Origin of the sequence: Stenotrophomonas sp. (genome assembly GCF_050737075.1) — a bacterium.
Classification (GTDB): domain Bacteria; phylum Pseudomonadota; class Gammaproteobacteria; order Xanthomonadales; family Xanthomonadaceae; genus Stenotrophomonas.
This window is the reverse complement of record NZ_JBOHXV010000010.1, coordinates 34,894-54,374: the sequence shown is the minus strand read 5'-3', so window position 1 is coordinate 54,374 and position 19,481 is coordinate 34,894. Positions and strand designations below refer to the sequence as shown.

The 19,481-nt window shown below is 67.5% G+C and carries 13 protein-coding genes; 6 read left to right on the top strand and 7 right to left on the bottom strand.

The annotated features are described in order from the left end of the window. The first annotated feature begins 20 nt into the window (after positions 1-20). Together betB and betA are read left to right on the top strand one after the other, a co-directional pair. Positions 21-1,493 (top strand): betaine-aldehyde dehydrogenase, encoded by a 1,473-nt coding sequence (betB, locus tag ACREPD_RS03965; protein WP_431598091.1) that lies wholly within the window; start codon positions 21-23, stop codon positions 1,491-1,493. Positions 1,494-1,518: 25 nt separating this feature from the next. Next, entirely contained in the window at positions 1,519-3,189 is a 1,671-nt protein-coding gene (gene betA / locus ACREPD_RS03960; protein ID WP_431598090.1) for a choline dehydrogenase, read from the top strand. A 63-nt stretch (positions 3,190-3,252) separates the two neighbouring features. On the opposite strand, the gene ACREPD_RS03955 is transcribed toward betA, so the two are convergent. The 3 genes from ACREPD_RS03955 to ACREPD_RS03945 all read right to left on the bottom strand — a co-directional run bounded on the left by ACREPD_RS03955 (position 3,253) and on the right by ACREPD_RS03945 (position 5,453). Continuing rightward, positions 3,253-4,131, bottom strand: coding sequence for an EamA family transporter (locus ACREPD_RS03955; protein ID WP_431598089.1), 879 nt, complete (start codon positions 4,129-4,131; stop codon positions 3,253-3,255). A gap of 56 nt (positions 4,132-4,187) precedes the next feature. After that, positions 4,188-4,901, bottom strand: a complete 714-nt coding sequence (locus ACREPD_RS03950) for a hypothetical protein (RefSeq protein ID WP_431598088.1) — start codon at positions 4,899-4,901, stop codon at positions 4,188-4,190. A gap of 72 nt (positions 4,902-4,973) precedes the next feature. Next, positions 4,974-5,453, bottom strand: a complete 480-nt coding sequence (locus ACREPD_RS03945; protein ID WP_421569238.1) for a VOC family protein — start codon at positions 5,451-5,453, stop codon at positions 4,974-4,976. Positions 5,454-5,757: 304 nt separating this feature from the next. On the opposite strand from ACREPD_RS03945, the gene fhuE reads away from it, so the two are divergent. Next, positions 5,758-7,920 (top strand): ferric-rhodotorulic acid/ferric-coprogen receptor FhuE, encoded by a 2,163-nt coding sequence (gene fhuE / locus ACREPD_RS03940; protein ID WP_431598087.1) that lies wholly within the window; start codon positions 5,758-5,760, stop codon positions 7,918-7,920. A 183-nt stretch (positions 7,921-8,103) separates the two neighbouring features. Then, positions 8,104-8,586, top strand: coding sequence for a hypothetical protein (locus ACREPD_RS03935; RefSeq protein WP_431598086.1), 483 nt, complete (start codon positions 8,104-8,106; stop codon positions 8,584-8,586). A gap of 5 nt (positions 8,587-8,591) precedes the next feature. On the opposite strand, the gene ACREPD_RS03930 is transcribed toward ACREPD_RS03935, so the two are convergent. From ACREPD_RS03930 to ACREPD_RS03920, 3 genes are all read right to left on the bottom strand, one after another. Further along, positions 8,592-9,221 carry a LysE family translocator gene (locus ACREPD_RS03930; protein ID WP_431598085.1) on the bottom strand — a complete coding sequence of 210 codons (630 nt, stop codon included), beginning with the start codon at positions 9,219-9,221 and terminating at the stop codon, positions 8,592-8,594. A 122-nt stretch (positions 9,222-9,343) separates the two neighbouring features. Then, complete coding sequence (locus tag ACREPD_RS03925) at positions 9,344-12,214, bottom strand: TonB-dependent receptor plug domain-containing protein (RefSeq protein WP_431598084.1); 2,871 nt, start codon at positions 12,212-12,214, stop codon at positions 9,344-9,346. Positions 12,215-12,519: 305 nt separating this feature from the next. Continuing rightward, on the bottom strand, positions 12,520-12,927 hold the full coding sequence (locus ACREPD_RS03920; RefSeq protein WP_431598083.1) for an ExbD/TolR family protein: 408 nt from the start codon (positions 12,925-12,927) through the stop codon (positions 12,520-12,522). 229 nt (positions 12,928-13,156) lie between these two features. On the opposite strand from ACREPD_RS03920, the gene ACREPD_RS03915 reads away from it, so the two are divergent. Continuing rightward, positions 13,157-15,136: a transglycosylase SLT domain-containing protein gene (locus ACREPD_RS03915; protein ID WP_431598082.1), complete on the top strand. Its 1,980-nt coding sequence runs from the start codon at positions 13,157-13,159 to the stop codon at positions 15,134-15,136. Between the two features lie 4 nt (positions 15,137-15,140). After that, positions 15,141-16,382, top strand: coding sequence for a multifunctional CCA addition/repair protein (locus ACREPD_RS03910; RefSeq protein WP_431598081.1), 1,242 nt, complete (start codon positions 15,141-15,143; stop codon positions 16,380-16,382). A gap of 257 nt (positions 16,383-16,639) precedes the next feature. Here the strand turns inward: ACREPD_RS03910 and ACREPD_RS03905 are convergent, their stop codons facing one another. Continuing rightward, positions 16,640-19,441, bottom strand: a complete 2,802-nt coding sequence (locus ACREPD_RS03905; protein ID WP_431598080.1) for an autotransporter outer membrane beta-barrel domain-containing protein — start codon at positions 19,439-19,441, stop codon at positions 16,640-16,642. Positions 19,442-19,481 lie beyond the last annotated feature (40 nt).

Below are 19,481 nucleotides of genomic sequence, written 5' to 3'. Positions count from 1 at the left end.
GCCGCAAAGGAGTCATCGACATGCCTACCCTCCCCGACCAGCTGCTGTACATCGGCGGCCGCTACGTGCCCTCGCAGGGCAACCGCACCTTCGAGGTGGTCAACCCGGCCACCGGTGAGGTGCTGGCCAAGGTGCACAGCGCCAACAGCGACGACCTCGACGCCGCGGTGGAAGCCGCGCAGGCCGGGCAGAAGGTGTGGGCCGCACTGACCACGGTGGAGCGTTCGCGCATCCTGCTGCGCGCGGTGGCGCTGCTGCGCGAGCGCAACGATGCGCTGGCCGAGCTGGAGACCCGCAACACCGGCAAGCCGCTCAGCGAAACCCGCAGCGTGGACATCGTCACCGGCGCCGACGTGCTGGAGTACTACGCCGGGGTGATGCACGGGCTGGAAGGCAGCCAGGTGCCGCTGCGCGAGGGCAGCTTCTTCTATACGCGGCAGGAACCGCTGGGCGTGGTCGGGGCGATCGGCGCCTGGAACTACCCGATCCAGATCGCGCTGTGGAAGGCCGCCCCCGCATTGGCCGCCGGCAACGCGATGATCTTCAAGCCCAGCGAGGTCACCCCGCTGACCGCGCTGAAGCTGGCTGAGCTGTTTACCGAGGCGGGCCTGCCCGACGGCGTGTTCAACGTGCTGCCCGGCGACGGTGCAGGCGTGGGCACGGCACTCACCGAGCACCCCGGTATCGAGAAGATCTCCTTCACCGGCGGCACCGCCACCGGGCGCAAGGTGATGGCCAGCGCCTCCAGCTCGACGCTGAAAGAAGTGACGATGGAGCTGGGCGGCAAGTCGCCGTTGATCATCTGCGACGACGCCGACATCGAGCTCGCCGCCGATGTGGCGATGATGGCCAACTTCTACAGCTCCGGCCAGGTGTGTACCAACGGCACCCGCGTGTTCGTGCCGCATTACCTGATGGCCGATCTTGAACTGGCGCTGCGCGAACGCGTGGCGCGCATCCGCATCGGCGACCCGCTGGACGAAAACACCAACTTCGGCCCGCTGGTCAGTACGGCGCACATGCGCCGGGTGCTGGAGCATATCGAGAGCGGCAAGGCGGAGGGCGCGCGCCTCGTCTGCGGCGGCCAGCGCCTGACCGAAGGCGCGCTGGGCAAGGGCTGCTACGTGGCCCCCACCATCTTCAGCGACTGCCGCGACGACATGCGGATCGTGCGCGAAGAGATCTTCGGGCCGGTGCTCAGCCTGCTGTCCTACGAGGACGAAGCAGAGGCCGTGCGCCGTGCCAATGCCACCGACTACGGGCTGGCGGCCGGCGTGGTGACCGCGAACCTGAGCCGTGCGCACCGGCTGATCCACCAGCTGGAGGCCGGCATCTGCTGGGTCAACTGCTGGGGCGAATCGCCGGCGACGATGCCGGTGGGCGGTTACAAGCAGTCCGGCGTGGGCCGCGAAAACGGCCTGGCCACGCTGCGTGCCTACACCCGCACCAAATCCATCCAGATCGAGCTGGACCGCTACGCGTCGGTGTTTTGAACCGGCCTGACCAGGAGACACCGCGATGAAGCGCGAGTACGACTACATCATCATCGGCGCCGGTTCGGCCGGCAACACGCTGGCCGCGCGCCTGACCGAAGACGCCGGCATCAGCGTGCTGCTGCTGGAAGCCGGCGGACCGGACTACCGGCTGGATTTCCGCACCCAGATGCCCGCCGCACTGGCCTACCCGCTGCAGGGCCGGCGCTACAACTGGGCCTATGAAACCGAGCCGGAGCCGCACATGGACAACCGGCGCATGGAATGCGGGCGCGGCAAGGGCCTGGGCGGTTCCTCGCTCATCAACGGCATGTGCTACATCCGCGGCAACGCGCTGGACTTCGACCAATGGGCCACGTTCGACGGGCTGGACGACTGGAGCTACCTGGACGTGCTGCCGTACTTCCGCAAGGCCGAAACCCGCGACATCGGCGCCAATGAGTATCACGGCGGCGATGGCCCGGTCAGCGTGGCCACGCCGAAGAACGGCAACAACGTGCTGTTCCACGCCATGGTGGAGGCCGGCGTGCAGGCGGGCTACCCGCGCACCGACGACCTCAATGGCTACCAGCAGGAAGGCTTCGGCCCGATGGACCGCACGGTGACCCCGCGCGGCCGCCGCTCCAGCACCGCGCGTGGCTACCTGGACATGGCAAAGGGTCGGCAAGGGTTGGAAATCGTCACCCACGCCACTACCGACCGCATCCTGTTCGATGGCAAGCGCGCGGTAGGCGTGCGCTACCTGGCCGGCGGCAGCGCCGATCCGATCGACGCGCAGGCGCGCCGTGAAGTGCTGCTGTGTGCCGGCGCCATCGCCTCGCCGCAGATCCTGCAGCGCTCCGGTGTCGGCGCGCCGGCGTTGCTGGCCGCGCTCGGCGTGCCGCTGGTGCACGACCTGCCCGGCGTGGGCGAGAATCTGCAGGACCACCTGGAGGTGTACATGCAGTACGCCTGCACCAAGCCGGTATCGCTGTACCCGGCGCTGCAGTGGTGGAACCAGCCGGGCATCGGCGCGGAGTGGCTGTTCAACGGCACCGGCATCGGCGCCAGCAACCAGTTCGAGGCGGGCGGTTTCATCCGCACCCGCGACGACTTCGCATGGCCCAACATCCAGTACCACTTCCTGCCGGTGGCGATCAATTACAACGGCACCAATGCGGTGAAGGAGCACGGCTTCCAGGCGCATGTGGGCTCGATGCGCACGCCCAGCCGTGGGCGCGTGCATGCGCGCTCGCTCGACCCGCACGCGCATCCGTCGATCCTGTTCAACTACCAGTCCACCGACCAGGACTGGCAGGAGTTCCGCGATGCGATCCGGATCACCCGCGAGATCATCGCCCAGCCGGCACTGGACGAGTACCGGGGCCGCGAGATCAGCCCCAGCGCCGACTGCCGCACCGATGCGGAGCTGGATGCCTTCGTGCGCGCGCGCGCCGAGACCGCGTACCACCCGTCCTGTTCGTGCGCGATGGGTACCGACGCGATGAGCGTGGTGGATGGCCAGGGCCGCGTGCACGGCATGCAGGGCCTGCGCGTGGTGGACGCCTCGATCATGCCGCGCATCATCACCGGCAACCTCAACGCGACCACGATCATGATGGCCGAGAAGATCGCCGACCGCATCCGCGGGCGGACACCGCTGCCGCGAAGCACCGCGACGTATTACGTGGCAGGGGATGCGCCGGTGCGGCGCTGATGCACAAATGCGGGTCCGACGGCCACGCCGACCGGGCCGATTGGGTCGGCGGTGCCGTCGGCATTACCCCGCCGGGTCCGGCAGCGCCGGCGCCCGCCGCTTCGCCGTCACCGTGCTCCCCACCGACGCCAGCACCGTGCAGCCGATCGCCGCCCACTGCAGCGGCGTGAGGTGCTCGGCCAGCAGCCCCATCGCCAGCAGGGCGGCCACCGCCGGTTCCATGCTGATGAGGATGCCGAAGGTCTCCTTCGGCAACCGCTTCAACGCCGCCATCTCCAGCGACATCGGAATCGCGCTCGACACCACCGCCACGCCCAGCCCGAACAGCAGGATTTTCGGGTCCAGCAGCGCCATGCCCGCATGGGCCACGCCCACCGGCACCACCACCAGCGCCGCCGCGCACATGCCCAGCGAGACCGTATGCCCGGCCGGCAGGTGCCCGGCGCGCTTGCCGAAGATGATGTACAGCGCCCAGCACACCGCCGCGCCCAGCGCGTACAGCACACCGGTCAGGTCCAGCGACTCGCCATGGCCCAGCGGCAGCAACAGCAGCAGGCCGGCGGCCGCACACCCCACCCAGACGAAGTCGATCGGGCGGCGCGAGGACCACATCGCCACCGCCAGTGGCCCGCAGAATTCGATCGCCACCGCAATGCCGAACGGGATCGTGCGCAACGCCATGTAGAACAGCAGGTTCATCACCCCCAGGGTGATGCCGTAGCGGAAGATCGCGCCGGCGTCGGCCCGCGTAGTGGTCCAGCGCCACGGCCGGAACACCGCCAGCAGCACCAGCGCGGAGAAGCCCACGCGCAGCGCGCTGGTGCCCTGCGCACCGATCACCGGGAACAGATCCTTGGCGAACGAGGTACCCACGGCAAGCGAAGTGACCGAGCCGAGTACGGCCAGGACGGGGAACAGGCTGGAGAGGCGTGACGTAGACATCCGCGCAGCATACGCCGAGCGCCGCCCCGCACTTCAACAACTGTCGCCGCATGACGCTATCGGCGAACGTCGACCTCACCGTTGAGGACGGCGATCTGATGGTCGCGCAGGGCTGCAATGCGCGCGGCATTCACGTGGGCGGCCTGCGCCTGGGCCGCCATTTCCTCGGCGTAGATCCTTGTGACCTGCTGGGCGAGCGGGCGCTCTACCGTGCCCAGGTAGTCGTGCAGGAAACTCCGGTGCAGCGCTTCGGCGTCGTCCATCGACGTGCCCTGCTCCACGGCCTCGCGGACAACGCGCCAATGTGAGCGCGCCAGCTCCCGCACCAGTTCCGGATCATGCAGGTCCAGCCCGGAATAGTCGTTCCGCCGCGGCGGCGGTGGCACCCAGGCCGGTGGTAGCGGGGCCTCCGGCGCCGCAGGGGGCCAGTGTTCGTATCCGAACAGTGCACGTTGCGACCAGATGCCCAGTTTCATCAGCAGCAGCGCCCCCGGCACCGGCAGGAGCAGCGCCACGGCTCCGGACCAGTACGTGCGCGCCCAGTGCGACACGTGCAACGCGGGGAAATAGTCGGACAGACCGTCGAGAATCAGCAGGACGACCCCAAAGCTGAGGAAATGGCAGCAGGGATAGGCGAGTGCACGGTGAAGCCACCGCCGCCAGCGCACCGGGTGGCCCAGATTCGGCGCAATTCGCGGTTTGCCGTACAGCACCACGTTTACAAGCAGGAGGCCGCAAACCAATCCGATCACTGCGGTGCCGATATCCACCCTGTTCCCCCCTCGCCGTGTGCCGCCCGGTTCCGTCGGGCCCGATGCGCGCCAGCATAAGGGATGCCGGGCTCAGCCGCGCACCGCCGCCTCGATCTTCGCCACGTCGATCTTGCGCATCGTCATCATCGCCTCGAAGGCGCGCTGGGCCACCGCCGGGTCCGCGCTGTTGAAGGCGGCAGTCAGCACCCGTGGGGTGATCTGCCACGACAGCCCCCACTTGTCCTTGCACCAGCCACAGTCGCTCTCCTGGCCGCCGTTGCCGACGATGGCGTTCCACAACCGGTCGGTCTCGGCCTGGTCGTCGGTGGCGATCTGGAACGAGAACGCCTCGCTGTGCTTGAAGACCGGCCCGCCGTTCAAGCCGATGCAGGGAATGCCGACCACGGTGAATTCCACCGTCAGCACATCCCCCTTCTTGCCCCCGGGGAAATCCGATGGGGCGCGATGCACGGCCTGCACCGCGCTGTCGGGAAAGGTCGCGGCGTAAAAGGCGGAAGCTTCCTCGGCGGTGCCGTCGTACCAGAGGCAGAGCGTGTTCTTGGCGATCATCGGTCGTTCCTTGGGAACGGGCCACGGCCCGGGTGCGCCCACGGTAGGCCCGCCAGCGTTAAGGCCCGGTGGGTCACGACCGTTGACCGTGACGTCGTTGCGGCCATGGATCGCATTGCGGATAGGAGTGATTCGCATTACCATAATGGGATCCCGTTCGCGCCAGGGAGGCGCAGCGGCGATCAGTCAGCCGAAGCCCGTGCCTGCGTCATCGCACCCGCCAGCCGCGTACTGCCCCCACCGTTCGCAGCGCCCCGGCATCCGAGGATCCCGCCTGGTGCGCGCCGCCGCCCAGGAATCGTCGATGACCCGTACTTCCGCTGTGCTGTCCCGCACCCTGCCCCACGCCCGCCTGCCGCAGGCGCTGCTGATCGCGCTGGCCACCCTGGCCGCCGCCCCGGCCTTCGCGCAGGATGCGACCGCCGACGCCACCACCCTCGACAAGATCGTGGTGAAGGGCGAGCGCGCGGAGGGCTATTCGGTCCGCAAGACCTCGGCGGCCACCCGCTTCGACCTCGCCCCGCGCGAGATCCCGCAGTCGATCAGCATCATCAGCCACCAGCGCATCGAGGACCAGAATCTCGACGACATCATCGACGTGCTGGCCAATACCACCGGCATCAGCAGCACCCAGTCCGACACCGAACGCACCGAGTTCTTCTCGCGCGGCTTCTACATCGACAGCTACCAGTACGACAACCTGCCCACCCAGATGGTGCAGAACTGGAGCTACGGCGATTCCGGCCTGGACCTGGCCCTGTACGACCGCGTGGAAGTAGTGCGCGGCGCCACCGGCCTGCTCACCGGCGCGGGCAACCCGTCGGCCTCGGTCAACCTGATCCGCAAGCACGCCGACAGCGCCGAGCTCACCGGCAGCGTGTCGGTCAACGTCGGCAGCTGGGGCCGTACCCGCAGCACCGTGGATGTGACCACGCCGCTGAACGCCAGCGGCTCGGTGCGCGCGCGCGTGATCGGCAGCTACCTCGATACCGAATCGCAGATGGACGGCTACGACCAGCACAAGACGCTGGGCTATGCGGTGATCGACGCCGACCTGACCCCGGACACCCAGCTGAGCGTGGGCTACGACTACCAGCAGAAGCGCGCCAACGGCGTGACCTGGGGCGGCTTCCCGATGCTGTTCTCCGATGGCAGCCCGACCCCGTTCGACGAATCCTTCAGCGCCAACCCGCGCTGGACGTACTGGGACACCACCAGCAAGCGCCTGTTCGCCACGCTCGAACACGGCTTCGCCAACGACTGGAAGGTCCGCGTCGGCGCCACGCATGACGAGACCAAGGCCGACGACAAGCTGTTCTACCCGGCCTACAACGACTGGACCACGGGCGCCTCGCTGCTCGACCCGGTCACCGGCGCGGGCGTCACCCCGTCGGCCGGCTTCTACAACACCGAGCGCAAGGTCGATGCGGTGGACGGCTACGTGGAAGGCCCGTTCCAGCTGTTCGGCCGCGAGCACCAGGTCATGGCCGGCCTGAGCTACAACAAGCGCCGGTACGCGAACTACGGCGATTACCAGGGGGGCTGGGCGCCGCTCGACAACTACCTCAACGGCGTTGCCGACTTCCCGGAACCCAACTGGCTGGGCACCCTGCCGCTGCAGAGCGAAGGCACCATTACCCAGAAGGCCGGCTATGCCGCGACCCGCCTGTCGCTGGCCGACCCGCTGAAGCTGATCCTCGGCGCGCGCTACACCGACTGGAAGAGCGAGGGCGAAGGCGCCGACCGTTCGCACAAGGTCACCACCCCGTACGCCGGCCTGGTCTATGACCTCAACGACACCTGGTCGACCTACGCCGCCTACACCGAGATCTTCCAGCCGCAGACGCTCAAGCAGCAGGACGGCAGCTACCTGGACCCGGTGGACGGCAAGAGTTACGAAGTGGGCGTCAAGGCGGCCTGGTTCGACAACCGCCTCAACGCCTCGCTGGCGGTGTTCCGCATCGAACAGGACAACGTCGGCCAGGCCACCACCATTCCGGTGCAGGGCAGCCCCAACGAGTTCGCGTACATCGCCGCGCGCGGCACCGTAAGCCGTGGCTTCGAGCTGGAGTTGAACGGTGAGCTCGCCCCGGGCTGGAACGCCACCTTCGGTGCCTCGCGCTACGTGGCCAAGGACGTGGATGGCGCCGACATCAACACCAACCTGCCGCAGACCACCCTCAAGCTGTTCACCAGTTACACCCCGCGGTCGCTGGACGCGCTGACCGTTGGTGGCGGCGCCAACTGGCAGAACGGCATCTACTACCCGGTACCGGCCTACGGCCGTATCGAACAGGGCAGCTATGCGCTGGTCAGCGCATTCGCGCGCTACCGCATCTCGCCGGAGTTCAGCGTGCAGGCCAACCTCAACAACCTGCTGGACAAGAAGTACTTCTCGCAGATCAACGGCTACGGTGCCTTCGGCGACGGCCGCAACGGCTCGCTCACCTTCACCTGGCAGTTCTGACCGACCGCACGCCCTGACGTAGCGCCGGGCTCTGCCCGGCAAGATGTAATGCCGGGCTCTGCCCGGCAATACACAACACCACCAGAAAGCCGGGCAATGCCCGGCTTTCTGCCTTCCAGAGCACGTCGGTGCACACGTACCACGCCCTTCTCGGCACCCACGAATCGAGGGTAGGATGCGGCCATGTCATACCCCAAGCCCAACACCTTCTGCCTGTGCGTCTCCATGACCGACCTCGTGCTCTATGTTGGAGAGGGCGATGACGATTACGTCGCGCATCCATCGCTGGACGCGGTGATTGCCACGCTCGGGCTACAGATTGATGTCAGGCGGCTGTACGACGATTACTTCAGCGGCGTCCCCACCTTCGTAGGTCACACGCACGTCTTCCACAGCGTCCCTACCCGCAGCAACATATTCGCACTTGACCTGTTCCGGGATAACGACCAACTGGACCTCATCCAACTTGTTGTCGTGTGCAGCGAGCACCGCTCGGAAGCGGTCAGGTTTCACATCAGAGCATTCTTTGATGCCGCGCACTACGCGATCGCCTATGAGGAGTCGCCCGGCTCGGTGCGATCCAACAACGTGCTGGACGCCCGTCAGTATCCAAAGCTCAATGCGGACAGCAACTCCCTGCAGCAGATCCACTTCATTCCGGCATAGCGCCCTCACACCCGCGCGCGCAGCAGCAACACGCCGAAACCGATGAAGATCGTGCCCACCACGCGGTCGAACACCTTGCGCAGGCCCGGCCGCGACAGGTAGCCAGCCAGGCTGTGGCCGCCGGCGGCATACACCGCGTACCAGAACACTTCCATCAGCGCGAAGGTCGCCACCAGCACCACGAACTGCGGCAGCTGCGGCTGGGAAAGATCGACGAACTGCGGCAGGAACGCGGATGCGAACAGCAGCAGCTTCGGGTTGCTGATGCCGATGATGAAGCCATCGCGGAACAGCACGCGGCGCAGGGTCGGGGTCACCACGGCCTCGGAACTGCCCACATCCAGCGGCGCATCGCCGCCGCGCCAGGCCTTGATGCCCAGGTAGACCAGATACGCAACGCCGGCATAGCGCAGCACATCGAATACCAGCGGAGACGCCTTCAGCACCGCGCCGAGCCCGGCCGCGGAAATCGTCAGCGCCAGTACCAGCGCCGTCAGGCAGCCGGCCATCGCCGCCACGCTGCGGCGGAAGCCCACGCGCACGCTGCGCGTCATCACGTGCAGCATGTTCGGGCCCGGCGTGCCGCACAGGACAAACACGGTAACGGCGAAGATCCACCAGGTATGCAGGTTCATGACAATGCCCAAAAGGTAACGCCGGGCGCTGCCCGGCCACTCATCATGCCCGCGATGCCGCCAAAAACAACCGGGGCGCCCAGCAGGCGCCCCGGTTGGTACAGCCTTGAATCCACCCCAGCTTAGAAGCGCAGGTCCGCGCGCAGGTACCAGTAACGCCCCTTCGGGATGTCGTAGGTGGACGCGTCATACCCGTTCAGCGAGCACGACAGGCAGATCGGCGGATCCTTGTCGAACGCGTTGTTCAAGCCGGCGCTGAGCTGCAGGCCCTTCATCCAGTCGACCTTGTAGCCCACCTGGAAGTCGTTGTAGGTGGTCGCCGCCAGTTCGTTGGTGCCGGCCGTCTGGTCGCTGCACACCGGGAACGCGGCGGCATCACCGCACTGTTCGGTGAGCTTGGAGATGTGCCGCACGGTCCACGACGCATTCCAGGCGCCCAGGTTCCAGCTCAGCGAAGCGTTGCTGGTCCATTCCGGAATCGAGCTGTCGGTGACTTCCACGCCCGGTTCCTGCGGCTGCCGCTGGCCTGCCGCACCCACCGCCTCGTAACGGCCAACGAAGGTGTTCTGCCAGCCGATCTTGAACTGGCCAATGTCGCTCTGCGGCAGCGTCCAGAACAGGTCCACGTCCCAGCCGTCGGTCTTGATCGAACCCAGGTTGGTGAGCCGGTTGTTGAAGCCGCTCACCGCACCGGTGGAGGCACGGGTGATGCCGCCGCAGTACAGCGGGTCGAGCGTATCCACGCACAGGTCGAGCTGGGTCTGCGCGTTGATGGCCTGGATGGCGCCTTCGATGTTGTGGCGGTAGAACGTCACCTCCACGTCGAAGCGCTCGGACCACGAGGCGTTGTTGCCGAACCACGGGCTCCACACGAACCCGGCGCTGAAGCTGCGCGAGGTTTCCGGATCCAGCTGGTCATTGCCACCGGTGGTGACCGAGATCTGCGAGTTGGCCTGCTGGAAGCCGGTGGGCACGCCGAGCGCGGCGCAGTTGGCCGCACTGCCGCGCGGCGGGGTACCGCCCAGGCCCACCGAGCACGGGTCGAACAGCTGCAGGTCGGCACGCGCGGCCGAGCCGTACAGTTCACCGATGGACGGCGCACGGAAGCCTTCGGCATAGCTGGTGCGCAGCACGAAGTCGTCGGTCACCTGCCAGCGCAGGCCGTACTTGGGGGTGAACTCGCCACCGAAGGTTGAGTAATCGGAATAGCGTCCGGCCAGGCTCAGGTCGAGCCGGTCGCCGAGCGCGCTCTTGGCGAAGATCGGAATCGCCAGTTCCAGGTACATCTCGTTGACGTCATACGACCCGGAGGTGGGCAGCGACGGCACGCCGTTGTAGTGCCCGGCCACGGTGATCGGATCCGGCTGGTACTCGCCCTCGTACTTGCGGTACTCGTACCCGGTGGCGAACGACACCGGGCCGGCCGGCAGCGTGAACAGGTCGCTGCTCAGGTTCGCGGTGAACAGGCTGAGCTCATTCTGGCTGCGGTCGTGCACCACCGGCTGGATCCAGCCGAGCATCGCCGGGGTGATGGTGCCCGGGCCGCCGAAGATGTTCAGCGGCACGCAGCCCGGCGTGGCCGCGCAGATGGCCGGATCGCCCAGCGCGATGTTGGCGTTGTAGATGTTGTAGCTGCCGTAGTTGGTCTGCTCGGCCTTGTTCTTGCTGTACATGCCGTTGACGTCCCACGACCAGCTGCGGTTGGCCGCCTGGAACATGCCGACCAGACCGGTGGCGAAGTACGTGGTGTTCACTTCCTGCTCGAAGATGCGCGGTCCGCCTTCAACCGGGCGGCGGCCGATCATGCTGAGGTTGCTGGACGAATCCAGGTCGAAGCCGAACGGGTTGTAGGGGTTGAGCGCGGAGATGACGATGTTGTCGGCGAGCGGATTGCCGGTGGCGCCATCAGGGCCGAAGAACAGCGGCTCGGGACCGGCCTGGTTGGTGGATTCGCGGCGGTTGCCCAGCGCCTTGATGTACCACTGCAGGTTGTCGGTGATGTCGAAGCGGAACTGGCCGAAGATGCCCTTGCGCTCGGACGGGGTGAACAGCAGGTTGTATTCGGCGAAGTTGAAGCGGTCTGCCGTGGTGAAGCAGTGGTAGTCGTCGGTGCGCGCGCAGCCGCCAACGCCGTTGAAGGTGGGGTTGGTCGCGCCGTTGTTGGGCGTGATGTTGTAGGCGATGCCGGTGTTCGGGTCGGTGAACATGAAGCGGCCGGTCGGCGTGGCCGAGCTGCCGAATGACAGGCCGGTGCCGGGGATCGGGTAACGCGACTGTTCGCGCGTGTTGGCATACACCGGGTCCTGCTTGGTCCAGCTGGCGCCCAGGAACAGGCTGTAGCGGTCACCACTGGTGCCCCAGGCCAGGTCCACGCCCTTCTGGGTGCCATCACCATTGCTGTATTCACCGTAGTTCACGGTGACCTGGCCGCCGTCGAACTCGCGGCGGGTAATGATGTTGACCACGCCGGCGATGGCGTCCGAGCCGTACAGCGACGACGCGCCGTCTTCGAGCACTTCGATGCGTTCGACGATGGCCAGCGGAATGGTGTTGAGGTCGGTGGCCGCGCCTACGCCGGAAGCGGAAGACTCGTTGACCCAGCGGATGCCATCGACCAGCACCAGCACGCGCTTGGCGCCTAGGTGGCGCAGGTCCACCTGCGCCGAACCGGCACCCACGCCGCTGCCGTCGGGCGGGAAGCCGAAGTTGCCGGAGGAATTGAACTTGGCATTGAGGGCCGAACCGGAGCCGGTGAGCTGCTGCAGCACCTCGCCGATGGAGTTCAGGCCGGTGCGTTCGATCTCGCTGCGGGTCAGGGTCTGGATCGGCACCTGGCCTTCGACCTCAGCCCGCTTGATGCGGGTGCCGGTCACTTCCACCCGGTCGAGTTCGGTGGTGGTACGGGGAGTTTCCTGGGCGCTTGCAAGCGCGGGTACGGCCAACAGGCACAACGCTACGGCAACCGCCAGCGGGCGGTGGTGCAGGGTGTTCATTCGCTTCTCTCTCCAAAGGAATGTTGGTCTGGGACCGCCTCGTCTCCCCCTGAAACGCGGCAGCGTCTCCCTTGTAAACAACCTGTAAAGATGAAGGTGTGATGAAAATGCCTATTTCACCCACACTTAACGAAAACGCCAATCGGCGGCGTATTCAGCCGACAAACGGAAGGCAAAAGCGACGGATCTTGCGCTCGTAGGGTAGAGCCACCCGATGGGTGGCTGCGCGGTGCCCATCGAAAAACAGCCACGCATGGCGTGGCTCTACGGCCGGGGGGATTCCCCCGGCCGGGTACGCGGCGCGTTTACGGCTGCACGAACGCGATCTTTTCCATGTCCGCGTTGTTCGCCGCCGCCAGCACCTTGGCCATCACGTCGTATTCGGCGTTGGGGTCGGTGGCGATGCGCAGTTCGGGCACGTTACCGATGTTGGCCTGCGCCGCCTCCTGCATGCGTTGCTGGAGCGAGGCCACGGCAACCACCTGGCCATTCCAGCTGACCTGGTTGCTGGCATCCACGCGCAGCTCGATCGGCGGCGGTGGCACGGTCGGCGGCACCACCGTGGTGGGTTGCGGCAGATTGACCGGGATGGGCATGGACACCATCGGGGCGGTCACGATGAAGATGATCAACAACACCAGCATGACATCCACCAACGGGGTGACGTTGATGTCGGCCAGTGGTCCGGACGTTCCTGCTGCACTGAATGCCATGGTGATCCCCTTGTTGAACGGCGTTGGTTCACGGGTAGCCGGTCAGAGGCCGGCGCTTCGCTGCTGCAATGCAGCCAGCCATGGGCTGGCGCTACGGTGCGGTCCATTGCGCCGGCAGCTCGGACAGTACGCCTGGGCGAGGAGCCTGTTCAGGAGGGCGACGGCCGCCGTTCATGATCGAGTTGGCTTGCCCTCACCCCCTTTCACCCTCGCCCGCTATCCTTTCGGCATGAAACGACTCCCCCTGCTTATCCTCGGTTCCGCCACCCTGCTGGCCTGCACCGCCGTGGTCGCCGACAGCGGCGCCCAGAGCCTGGACGCGCAGCGCGCGCAGATGAAAGCCGCCATCGAAAATGCCGAGCGTGGCCAGTTCGATCCTGGCCAGGCGGCGGCACTGGGCAAGCACCCGCTGTACGGCTGGCTGGAGTACGCCAACCTGCGCCGCAGCATCGATACCGTCAGCAATGCGCAGGCCCAGGACTTCCTTGCCCGCTACAACGGCCAGGCCGTGGCCAGCAGTTTCCGCAGCGTGTGGCTGCCGGCGGTGGCGCGCCGCCAGGACTGGCCGACCCTGCTGGCCAACTGGACGCCCACCGACAATGTCGGCCTGCGCTGCGCCCAGCTCAATGCCCGCCAGGCCACCGGCAAGGCCGATGCGCAGTGGATCAGCGAGGCCCAGGCGATCTGGCGCAGCACCGGCAAGTCGTTGCCCGACGCCTGCGATCCTGTCTTTGCCGTGCTGGACGCCAAGGGCGGGCTGAGCGCCGAGCTGCGCTGGGCGCGCATCGATGCCGCCGCCGATGCCCAGCAGCCCGCCGTGATGCGCAGCGCCGCCCGCGGCCTGCCCGCGGCGGACCTGGCACTGGCCAATACCTACGCCGCGTTCGTGGACAAACCAAATGCCGGCGCATTGAACTGGCCGCGCAACGAGCGCAGCCGGCGCATCGCGACCGATGGCCTGTCCAAGCTGGCCAAGGCCGACCCGGACGCCACCGAGCAGCAGTTGCCGCAGTACGCCAACGCGCTGCAGCTGACTGCCGCGCAGCAGGCCGATGTGCTGTACCAGATCGCGTTGTGGACGGTGGCCTCCTACGGCCCGGACTCCGCGCGCCGGCTCAATGCCGTGCCCGACTCGGCCTACGACGAGCGCCTGCACGAATGGCGTGCGCGCGAGGCGATGTCGCGCGGCGACTGGCCGGCAACGCTGAGCGCCATCCGCAAGATGGGCCCGACCCAGCGCAGCGACTCGCGCTGGCGCTACTTCGAGGCGCGCATGCTCGACAAGACCGGCAAGCGCAGCGAAGCGCTGCCGCTGTACCGCGAGGCCGCGCGCGCGGCCACCTTCCATGGTTTCCTGGCCGCCGACCAGCTGGGCCAGAGCACCTACACGCTGTGCCCGTGGGAACCCAACGACAGCAAGCAGGCGCAGGCCGCCGTGGCGCGTGACCCGGCCATCGTGCGTGCGATGGAGCTGTTCAAGATCGAACGCGCCGGCTGGGCCGTGGCCGAATGGAACGACGCGCTGACCCGTTTCGATACCACCCAGCGCCGCATCGCGGTGGAAGTGGCGCGCGACAACGGCTGGTTCGACCGCGCGGTGTTCTCGCTCGGCAAGACCCCGGACGAGCAGCGCCTGTACAGCCTGCGTTTCCCGCTGCATCACGACGATGCGATCCGCCGCGAATCGGCACGCAATGCGATCGATCCCGCCTGGGTAGCGGCGGAGATCCGCGCCGAGAGCATCTTCAATCCGAAGGCGCGCTCGCCGGCCAATGCGATGGGCCTGATGCAGGTGCTGCCGGCCACCGGCGCGAGCGTGGCCAAGTCGGTCGGGCTGACCAACTATGGCGGTGCGGCCAGCCTGTACGACGCCGACACCAACATCGCCATCGGCACCGCCTACCTGCGCCAGCTGATGAACAAGTACGACAGCCTGCCCTACGTGACGATCGCCGCCTACAACGCGGGCCCGACCCCGACCGCACGCTGGCAGTCGCAGCGCCCGAACTTCGATCCGGACATCTGGATCGAGACCATCAGCTACAAGGAAACCCGCGAATACGTGGCGCGCGTGCTGGCCTTCAGCGTGATCTACGACTGGCGCTTGAACGGCAACGCGCTGCCGGTCACCGACCGCATGAACGGCCGGCTGCAGGCCAAGCGCAAATCCTTCACCTGCCCGACCGACGCGGACAAGGGCGGCGATTGACCCCATGAAGATCTATCTCGTTGGCGGCGCGGTGCGCGACCGCCTGCTGCAGCGCTCGCCCGGCGACCACGACTGGGTGGTGGTCGGTGCCACCCAGCCTGAAATGGAAGCCCTGGGCTACAAAGCCGTGGGCAAGGACTTCCCGGTGTTCCTGCACCCGGACACGGGCGAGGAATACGCGCTGGCGCGCACCGAACGCAAGTCCGGCCGCGGCTATCGCGGCTTCGTGGTCGATGCCGATCCGTCGGTGACCTTGGAACAGGACCTGCTGCGCCGCGACTTCACCATCAATGCCATCGCCTGCGACGAGGCCACCGGCACGCTGGTGGACCCGTATGGCGGCGTGCGCGACATCGAGCAGCGTGTGCTGCGCCACGTCGGCCCGGCCTTCGTTGAAGATCCCCTGCGGGTGCTGCGCGCGGCACGCTTCATGGCGCGCTTCGCGCCGCTCGGCTTTACCGTCGCACCCGAGACCCTGCAGTTGATGCGGCAGATCGCCGAGAGTGGCGAGCTGGACGCGCTGGTGCCCGAACGCGTGTGGCAGGAACTGCGCCGTGCGCTGGGTTCGGCGCAGCCCTCGGCGTTCCTGCGCACCTTGCATGACGCCGGCGCGCTGCGCGCGGTGCTGCCCGAACTGGAGGCGCTGTACGGCGTGCCGCAACGCGCCGAGTTCCATCCGGAGGTGGATACCGGCGTGCACCAGGAAATGGTCAGCGACATGGCCGCGCGGCTCGCCCCCGGCGACGACCTGGTCGGCTTCGCCGCGCTCACCCACGACCTGGGCAAGGGACTCACCCCCGAATCGGAATGGCCGCGCCACCTCATGCACGAACAGCGCGGTCTCGAACCGTTGCAGGCGCTGTGCGAACGCATGAAGGTGCCGCTGGAACATCGCCAGCTGGCCGAGGCCGTCTGCCGCGACCACCTCAACGTGCACCGCATCGACGAGCTGCGCGATGCCACCGTGCTGGAACTGCTGGGCCGCTTCGACGGCTTCCGCCGCCCCGAACGCATCGCCCGTATCGCGCTCTGCTGCGAAGCGGACAAGCGCGGCCGGCTCGGCTTCGAAGACAGCGACTACCCGCAGGGCGAAACACTCAAGCGCGTGCACCAGGCGGCGCTGGCCGTGCAGGCCCGCGACCTGGACCTGACCCACCTGAAGGGCCCGGCCGTCGGCGATGCATTGGCACGGGCGCGCATCCAGGCAATCGCAGCGGTTCGCCGGTCCACGTCCGGTAACGCATGACCTGTGGCGGAGCAGAACGCGCGTCTCCGCCAACGGTCATGCCACCACCGAACGTTGGCCCTTCCACGGCAGTCGATTGGGATGCGACCCTACCAAAGCGGAGTCGCACGATGGCCTGCCGGTAGGGTTGGATCCCGAACAACCGCCCGTGCGGAGTCACACGATGGCCTGCCGGTAGGGTTGGTTCCCAAACAACCGCCCTCGCCGTGTCCACGTCCGGTAACGCATGACCCGTGCCGGAGCAACGGCTCGCTGCGCTAGAAATCGAACCGCAGCCCGATGTTGCCCTCCAGCACCGTGCGCTCCTTCTGCCGGCTGCTTTCCAGGTCGCGCGTGTAGTCGGCCACGGCAAATGCGCTGACGTTGGCATTGAAGCGCGCCACCACACCCACGCCGGCCTCCAGCGCACGGTAGGCCTGCTGGCTCACCAGCGGGTCGCCGCCGATGTCGATGCGGTCTTCGCCGCTCAGCGCCTGCCAGTAGTTGAGCTTGAGGTATGGCTGCCAGCCGGTGTCGGCCAGGCGGTAATCGCCCATCAGGCGCAGGCCGGCGCGGCCGGTCCAGGCGGTGTCGGTGTCGATCTTCAATGTGGATACCGCGTCGGCGGTGTCGTCCATGGCGGTGCGCTGCCAGATCACCTGCAACTGCGGTTCCAGCCACCAGTTCGACTGGCCAAGGCGCAGCAGCGGCTTGCCGATCTCCAGCGACGCGGTGGTGCCGTCGCCCTTGAGGTCCACACCGATGCCGCGGTTGGACACGCTGTCGCCGTCGTAGCGGCTGCGCATCAGCACCGCATCCAGATACCCGTTGGCGGCTCCCACGCGGGTCCAATACAGGCCCACGTGCTTGTCGTCCAGGCTGGCGCGACCGGCGGCGACGTTCTCCCAGCCCAGCGCGAAACCGGTGACGTTGCCGCGCGCGCGGGTACGGCCGACGAACACGCCGATCTGGTCGCGGCTGTCGCCGGCATGCGCGTACAGATCTGCGCCGGCCTGCACGCCCACGAAATCGCCGTCGAAGCCGGGCTGCGCATCGCCTTCCCAATGCTGTTCGTGGCTCTGGCCGATCATGCGGCCCCAGGCCGTGCGGAACCCTCCCTCGCCGCGCAGCAGGCGCTGTTCGCCCTGCCGCTCATGGAACGCGCCCAGGCTGGCCAGGCTCGCTTCGCGGACCAGCGGTGGCACCACCGCGTACGGCGGCGTCTCCACGCGGTAGATGGGAATGACCGCCAGCTCCGAGGGCCGCGCGTTCGGCGTCGGCGGCACCAGCAGCGGGCTCACCGTCGGCGCCGGTGTGGGGTCGCCGGGCGTCGCCACCACCACGGGCGCGGGCACCGGCCCGGGAACAATGGTGGAACGCAGGTACCAGCTCTCACCGGTACCTGCGTTCACACCCCCCTTGAAGAGAAAATAGTCGTACGCGCCGGCCGATACCGAGCCACCCAGCGCGAAGGCGGTGGGGCTGGTGGTGGCGCCATCCACCGCCTGCACCACCAGGATGCCATCGGCCACGGTACTGCCGCCGGCGCCGCCCACGTTGAGGATGTTCATCACGGTGCTGCCGGTGGCGGTTCCCCCCGCGATCACCAGCCGGTCGGACGCCGACGCATCGCCGCCCAGCACGGTCTGCAGCCGCAGCGTGCCGCCGCTGCCCACGTAGTTGCCCACGATGGTGAAGGCATCACCGGGCGCGCTCGCGCCATTGCCCAGATCGATGCGCCCAGCATTGGTGACGGTGACACGCTGGCCGGCGCCGAACGGCGCGACGCGGCCCTGGCCACCGCCGGCGAGCAGCGCGCTGTTGGCGTCAACGGAAAGCGACCCGGTGCCGCTGGCCGCATCGCCCAGCGTCAGCGAGCCGTCCATGTCGAGCTCGGTCCCACCGGTGGCGTTGACCTGCTCCCAGTTGCTGAAACGCGCCACGCCGCCGGTCTTGACGTTGCTCATGTCGAGCCGGTCGGTGCCCGCGCCGCCGTCGAACGCCGACAGCACGCCCAGCTGGGCGGGCGTCAGGTTGGCCAGGCTGGCGCTGTCGTTGCCCTCGCCAAAATCCAGCAGGCCGCGCACCACGCCGCCGCCGCTCCATTCCAGGCGATCGTTGCCCACGCTGAGCAGCACGTTGCCACCGACGCTGCCGCCGGTGATCCTCACCACGTCATCGCCGCCGCTGACGCTGATGTTGCCGCCGATATCGCCGCCGGACAGCTCCACAAGATCCTTGCCGAGGCCGGTCACCAGATTCACATCGATGCTGCCGCCCGACATCCGGAACACGTTGTCGTCCAGCTTCATGTTGACCCGGCCGATGCGGCCGCCGGTCATTTCGGCGAAATCGCCGTCGTCGAAGCCGCCGACGATGTGGCCGGCGGTCATGCGGAAACTGTCGTAGCCGTCGCCCTGCACCAGCGAGCCGATCGTGCCGCCGGTCATCACGAACGTGTCGGGATCGCGGCCCTGGTTGACCTCACCGGTCACGGTACCGCCGCTGATCTCCAGGCTGTCCTGGCCATCGCCCTGGTCGATACGGTCGACTACCCCGTCGCGCATCACCAGCGTGTCGGTGCCGGCGCCCTGCAGCACGCCGCCGGTGATGGTACCGCCCAGCATCTCCACGCGGTCGGCGCCGGCGCCGAGGAACAGCGCGCCGCTGCTGCCGCTGATGACGCCGCGATTGATCACGGTGGTGGCGGTGTTGCTGAGGATCGCGAAGCCGCCGGTGTTGACGATGCTGCCGCTGTTGTTGATCTGCTGCCCGCCGCCGCCGTCCAGCGCGATGGCCACGCCGCTGGCCAGCGCAAGCTGCGCGCCGCTCTGTACGTTGATGGTGACGTTGGCCGACCCGACCTGGCTGGCGACCGGCGTGGTATCCGGATTGGGCGCGGCGGTGCTGCAGGTGACGGTCTGTCCGCTGGTGGGCGAAGTGTTGTCGCAGCCGGCCCAGGCTGGCGTCACGGTGCCCAGCAACAGGGTCCCCAACGCACCCCGCCAGCCGATTCCGAGGCAGCACGCGACAGCAGAGGCCAGCCCTGTGCGGGCCGGCGCGGAGGCATGGTGTTGCATACACCCTTCCTTTCATCGAGTGAGGTGGGTACTGCAACGG